4 protein-coding genes are annotated in these 6,595 nt (G+C 69.7%); 2 read left to right on the top strand and 2 right to left on the bottom strand.

The features are described from left to right. Nucleotides 1-67: 67 nt before the first annotated feature. Nucleotides 68-922, bottom strand: a complete 855-nt coding sequence (locus F8271_RS29005) for an Eco29kI family restriction endonuclease (RefSeq protein ID WP_225854839.1) — start codon at nt 920-922, stop codon at nt 68-70. 338 nt (nt 923-1,260) lie between these two features. Beyond that, nucleotides 1,261-3,465, bottom strand: a complete 2,205-nt coding sequence (locus tag F8271_RS29000) for an ATP-dependent RecD-like DNA helicase (protein ID WP_151493016.1) — start codon at nt 3,463-3,465, stop codon at nt 1,261-1,263. A gap of 548 nt (nt 3,466-4,013) precedes the next feature. Here F8271_RS29000 and F8271_RS28995 point away from each other — a divergent pair. Beyond that, nucleotides 4,014-5,810, top strand: a complete 1,797-nt coding sequence (locus tag F8271_RS28995) for an Hsp70 family protein (protein ID WP_225854838.1) — start codon at nt 4,014-4,016, stop codon at nt 5,808-5,810. 1 nt (nt 5,811) lies between these two features. After that, a complete protein-coding gene (locus tag F8271_RS28990; RefSeq protein ID WP_151493014.1) occupies nt 5,812-6,450 on the top strand; it encodes a hypothetical protein in 639 nt (212 codons plus the stop codon). Nucleotides 6,451-6,595 lie beyond the last annotated feature (145 nt).

The raw sequence follows: 6,595 nt of genomic DNA, 5'->3' as shown, positions 1-6,595 counted from the left end.
CCCACCCTCCCCGGTCAACCGCAGCCCGTCCCCACGAGCCCGATCGGCCAGCATCGCGATCAACTGCTCATCCGTCACCGCACCCACCGGCTCGGCGGCCGGCTGTCCCACGGTCGTCTCGGTCGTCATCTGGCGTCTCTCCCTTGATCGGTCGATCAGCCGTTATTTGTACAGTCCCTCTGATCTGGCTCTCCGGTTTCTGGTTCTCCATGAGGCCACCGGCCCATCCTCTGCCAGGGTGAAGGGTATCCCAGGGGGATCGCTTGTTCGCGCGAGTGGTGGCGCTGTCCCCGTGCTTGCCCAGGCCGTAGCAGATCCTCATCTCGTTGTTCCAGATGGGCTTGAAAAAGTTGATGAGGTACTCCTCGGCAGCGCGCTGATAACCCGTCTGCACGATCAGGAAACGGCAGTCGAAGTCCTCCGCGCGCAGCGTCGAGGTCGCCTTGGCGATGTTCTTCCTATGCTCGTTGAGGCGGTCGAACAGGCTCGTTCCCTGACTGACCGCGTCCTTCGCCGCGACATTCTTTGGGTCGGCCTTGCCGACGTATATCGGCTGTTCCGTTCCCGAGAGCAGGGAGTAAGCGCCGAACGGACCCTTGTAGTAGAGGGCGTAGACGCCGGCACCGTAGAAGGGCTGAAGAGAGACCAGCGGATGTCGCTGCTGGGCGATCGTCGTCAGGGCGACGATGCGACCAGTGGTGGCCGGAGCGCTCGGGTCGAAGAGGCTGCTCGGTCTGAGGATTGGATCGAGGCGACTTACCGCCTGTTCGAGCCGCGTCGCCTCTGCCGTCAGCGCATTTCGCAGCGAGTTGCGCGCGGCGGTTCGGCTCGGAGGAGTCACAGACTCCAACTCGTCGACCAAGGCCGTGAGTTGACTGAGGATGCGCTTGGCGGGGTCACCGTGAGGAATCGGCGAGGACACTCTTCGAGGCTACATGAGCGCTGTCTCCTCGTCTCAGGCGTGAAGATCGCGTCCCTTCATCGTCTCTCGGAGATCCTTCGCCGATTACCTCAACCATCCGCCCGCGCGGCCGGTCTGGACCTTGCCGTATCCACAGCCGGAGAGGTTGCGCCACAGCAGCGTCGGTGGCCTGCGCATCGCGCTGCTCGGCTTCGACCCGAGGTACGGACACGAGCGTCGACGCGGCCGAACAAGCGAACCCGCGGTAGCGGTGCTGTTTGATGAGGATGATCGGCTGGAACCGGCGCGGGCGGAGTAGCTGGGGCTGCGGGGGGAACGCCATGCCCGGGCGCGCGTCGTCAGGTGAGGCGATGATTGAGGGCGGTGTGGCGGCGTCCGGCGCCGACGGTGCGCACAGCGGCGGCGAGAGCGCGGCGGGAGCCGACGAGGACGACGAGTTGTTTGGCGCGGGTGACGGCGGTGTAGAGCAGGTTGCGTTGCAGCATCATCCAGGCGCTGGTGGTCAGGGGGATGACGACGGCGGGGTACTCGGAGCCTTGGGAGCGGTGGATGGTCATGGCGTAGGCGTGGGTGAGTTCGTCGAGTTCGTCGAAGTCGTAGTCGATGCTCTCGTCTTCGTCGGTAAGGACTGTCAGGGTCTGCTCCTCAGCGCTGAGGGCGGTGACGACGCCGAGGGTGCCGTTGAAGATCCCGGCCTGGCCCTTGTCGTAGTTGTTGCGGATCTGGGTGACCTTGTCGCCGACGCGGAACACTCGGCCGCCCATGCGCCGCTCGGGCTGGTTCTCGCGGTGCGGGGTGAGCCGCTGCTGTAGCAGTGTGTTCAACGCGCCGGCGCCAGCGGGTCCGCGGTGCATGGGAGTGAGGACCTGCACGTCGCGGCGCGGATCGAGCCGGAATTTGGCCGGGATTCGGGCGCAGGCGACGTCGACGGTGAGTTCGGCGGTGGCGTCGGTATCGTCGCAGGCGAACAGGAAGAAATCCGGCAAGCCCCGCAGAATGGGCGGGCGGCCGGCGTTGATTCGGTGGGCGTTGGTGACCACGCCGGACTGGGCGGCCTGGCGGAAGACTTGTGTCAGCCGCACCCGAGGGATGACCGGTGCGGCGAGTAGGTCGCGCAGGACCTCGCCGGCACCGACGGAGGGCAACTGGTCGACGTCGCCGACCAACAGTAGGTGCGCGCCCGGCGGGATGGCCTTGACGAGCTTGTTCGCCAGGATCAGATCGAGCATCGACGCCTCGTCGACGACGAGCAGGTCGACGTCGAAAGGGTTGTCTCGATCGTAGGAGGCGTCCCCGCCGGGGCGTAGTTGCAGCAGTCGGTGCACGGTGGCGGCGGGGTGGCCGGTCAGCTCGGACAGGCGTTTGGCGGCCCGGCCGGTCGGGGCGACGAGGGTGACCTTGGCCTTCTTCGCGGCGGCGAGTTCGACGATGGAGCGGACGGTGAAGCTCTTGCCGCAGCCGGGCCCGCCGGTGAGGACCGCGACCTTCGAGGTCAGCGCGAGGCGGACCGCCTGTTCCTGCTCGGGGGCGAGGTCGTTGCCGGTGCGGGCCTTCAGCCAGGTCAGGGCTTTGGTCCAGTCGACGCCCCCGAAGTGGGGTAGCCGGTCGGCCCGGTCGTGCAGGAGGCGCCGCAGCGAGTTGGCGAGGGACTGCTCGGCGCGGTGAAACGGCACCAGGTACACCGCTTGCACCGGCTGTCCGCCGGCTGCGCGGAGAGTCTCGCGGACGACGCCCTCGTCGGCGACAAGGTCGTCGAGGCAGCGGGTGACGAGGTCGGCGGGCACGTCGAGGATCTTGGTGGCGTCCGCTATGAGGTCGGGTTCGGGCAGGTAGCAGTGGCCGTTGTCGGTGGCCTCGGACAGGGTGTACTGCAGTCCGGCCATGACCCGTTGGGGGCTGTCGTGCGGGATGCCGACGGCTTGGGCGATGGTGTCGGCGGTCTTGAAGCCGATGCCCCAAACGTCGGCGGCCAGCCGGTACGGCTCCTTGATGACCACGTCGGTGGAGGCGTCGCCGTACTGCTTGTAGATCCGCACCGCCAGGGAGGTGGAGACGCCGACGCCCTGCAGGAAGACCATGACTTCCTTGATGGCCTTCTGCTCCTCCCACGCCGCGGTGATCTTCGCCGTGCGTTTCGGGCCGAGCCCGGGCACCTCAACGAGGCGGGCGGGCTCTTCTTCGATGATCCGCAGGGTGTCCAGGCCGAAATGCGCGACGATCCGTTCGGCGAACACCGGGCCAATGCCCTTGACCAGCCCGGAGCCGAGGTAGCGCTGGATGCCCTGGATCGTGGCCGGCAACACGGTGGTGTAGGAGTCGACCTCGAACTGTCGGCCGTAGCGCGGGTGCGACGACCAGCGCCCGCGTAGCCGTAGCGTCTCGCCCGGCTGCGCGCCGAGTAGCGCGCCTACCACGGTGAGCAGGTCGCTGCCGCGCTCGGTGGCGACGCGGGCAACCGTGTAGCCGGTCTCCTCGTTGACGTAGGTCAGCCGTTCGAGCACCGCATCCAGGGTGGCCAGGGGCGGCCGGGTCGGGGCGGTCACGCCGCCATCTTGCCGTCCTGCGGCGCCGTCCTTCCAGCCCGTGTCCTCACCCGCCGCTCTCCGGGACTTGCCGAGTCCGACATGGGCGCGTCGAACTCGTCTCCCGCAATCCCCGCTATCGGGAGTCCCCGCCGACAGCGCGCGGCTTCCCGGCAAGATCGTCCGCGTCTTACACAGCCATGAAGGACCCCTTCGCGGCAGCGTAAGACGGACAGGTTTTGTCTTTTCCGACCAGGGAATGCGGAATGGGGAGAAAGAGGGCAAGGCATTCCGTACGCCGCGCGAGCGCTCGTGACTCCATGATGATCCTGGGCGTCGCCCCGGCTCCCGGCTTACGTCCCGTTCTGCGCTGCGGAGTCTGGTGGGGCAGGCAAGGCGAGGTCCTCGTTGGAGAGGATGCCGGCGCGCGGGTAGCGGGCAGGTGGATGACGTGAATGTGATCCTCATGTTTGACTGTGGGCATGGGGGCGGGGGAAGTGCGGTTGTCGATCGATTCTGGCAGCGCTGGAACCCGAGCTGTCCTGGCGTGGGCCGACGGCAGTGCGTGTGTGTTGTCGTTCGACGGGGCTCCGTACCTGCCCAGCGTGTTGTACGCGCCCGTTGAGGGGCGGGCGGCGTCGGCGGGGCAGCCCGCACCCGATCAGCCTGGAGCGTTCATTCCGAAGCAGCGCCTCCCGGTGGAGGGTGCGGCGGCGGGCGACGCTGGCGCAGAGGCGCTGGAGGTGGCGGCGTCGCCGCTGCGCAGGGTCGCCGCCGAAGCCGAGCGGGTCGTCGGTCAGCCGGTGCGGGATGTGCGGGTGGTGGTCCCGGCGGGGTGGGGGCCCCGGCGGCGGACCTGGATGCGGCAGGTCGCGCACCGGGCGGGGTTGCCGCAGCCGCGTCTGGTGGAGGCCCCGGTGGCGGTCGCCGAGTATCTGCTCGCCACTGGTGTGCGGGTGCCGGTCGGCGCGTTCCTTGCCGTCTGCGATGTCGGCGCTGGCGCGGAGGTGACGGTGCTGCGCCGCGGGCCGGCCGGGTTCGAGGTCCTCGCGACCCTCGCCGACGCGGCGGCTGGCGGCACCGCAATCGATCACGCGCTCGCCGACGCCCTCATCGGCGCGTCGACGGGAGAGGGTCAGCGCGCGTCGGCGGGGGACAGCGTTCGGGTGGCCAAGGAAGCGTTGGTGATCCATCCGGCTGTCACGGTTCCGCTCCCGGACCGGCCGCCGGTCATAGCGAACAGCGCGATGCTCGACGAGGCCGTCCGGCCGGTGGCCTGGCGCGTGGCGCAGTTGACGCAGGAGACAGTCGCCGCCGCCGAGCTCACAGTCGGCGACCTCGCCGGTATCTACTGTGTGGGCGGCAGCGCCCAGCTACCGCACCTGGCGGCGGCGATCGCCGAGCGCACAGGCGCCGCACCCATAGTCGTGCCCGAGCCGGCGCTGGTCGCGGCCAGAGGCGCCGCTGACGTCGGCGCCGTCGATACCGGAACGGTCGAGCGGGTGGAGGTGCCGGTGCCACCCGTGCGTCGGGCGGCGGCGATCGCGGTGCCCGGCTTCGCGTCGCTGGCCCTGATCTGGCAGTGCCTCCTGACCGCCGAGGAGCATGGGGTGCTAGGTGTCTACTACTCGGTGAGTGTGAACTGGGGCGAGTTCACGATGGCGGCCGTGATGGCCCTGCTGGCGTGCCTGGCCGCGGGCACGGTCCTCGGCTCGCTGATCGCCGCCCGCAGTCCCACCCCCGGCACCCGAACCGAAGGGGGAAGGGTCAGCGTCGGGATCCTCGCCGCGGTGTCCCTCGGCGCGGCGATCGCTGGCCTGTACGCGGTGGTCACCAGCCAATACTTCGGTATGCCGGTAGGCCCGTACCTGCAGTGGGCGTTGTGGCCGATCGCGCCGGTGTCGGTGATGGCCGTGGCGATGGCGGTCGTCGCCGCCCGGCAGTGGCGTGCCCCGCACGGCGGCTGGTCGGCCTTGCTGGCCGCGCCGACCGGATCCATCGTCGCCGCCACGCTCGGCATGGGGTTGATCCAGTACTCCCTGACCGCCGACCGGTGGCCGGATCGGATCCTGTGGATCGACATCGCCGGCCGCGTCGGCGGTCTCCTCCTCGGCATCGCCGTGGTCATGGCAGTGGTGACGCCCCTGATGTTCCGCCTCATCCTCGCTGCCCCCCTCGCGGTGATCTCGGCGGCAATCGTGAGCAGGCGGGCCGCCGGGATGCTCGGCGTCATCTACGCCATCGCTGTCGCGGCCTGGTGGGCTGCTCGGCTGTGGAGCCGCGTCCTGCGTCCCGCCCCGACCGCTCCCGCCACGCCGTCTACGGGACCGGGCAGGGCTGGCATGTCGCCGGGTGGAGGCGGGTGAGGTGCGGTGGCCACGGCAGCTGATGTCGCTGCTGTTCGTCCTCACGCTTCTAGCCGGCCCTCCGATGGTGCTGCTGTCACTGGTCGGACCACCCATCCGTGATTGGCCAACCGCGGCGCAGGCACGGGAGTGGGTGCAGCACCCGCTGACCGAGCAGACCCTCACTGCCGCGCTGACCGTCGCGGCGTGGCTGGTGTGGCTCCTGCTCGCCTACACGGTCGCGATCCGGGTGCTGACCCGCCTGAGCGCGACCGTGTCGTGGCTGCGGCGCATGCCGCTGCCGACACCCTGGCAAGCCACCGCCGGTGGCATCGCCGGCGCAGCCGTCCTCGGCGTCAGCTCCCACGCGATCGCCGCACCGCCACCGCCGCCCGCGCAGCCGGCAGCGGCAGGAACCCTGGATGAAGCCGGCAACCTGACGCCACCAAACGGCGACGTCCTGGCCGACGCGGGGATCAGCGTCGCCGGTGGCTGGCTACCGCGTGAGACAGCGGAGCAGGTCAGCGCCGCGGCGTCGCTGGTGTGGCTCCGCCGCCGCCGCTCCTACCGGCCCCACCCGCCCGGTCCACCGAGCCGCGAGGACACGGACCTAGGAGCGCGGGTCGGTAACGAGCAAGCTGTCGCGGGGTCGGGTCGGTGACGCTAGTGGCGTTTCGGGTCGGGTGGTTGGATGCCCGTGTCCGGTTGCCTGTGTCGGGTCGTCTGGGGCCTGTGGGGGCATGTCTGGGGCCGCGGTAGCGGCCTGTGGGGAGGTCTCAGCCGGTGGCTGCGGCCAGCCCGGCGGT

The sequence above is a fragment of the Micromonospora sp. ALFpr18c genome (assembly GCF_008868155.1).
Lineage (GTDB): Bacteria > Actinomycetota > Actinomycetes > Mycobacteriales > Micromonosporaceae > Micromonospora.
The sequence above is the reverse complement of the archived record's forward strand: the minus strand, read 5'-3'. Positions and strand labels throughout refer to the sequence as shown.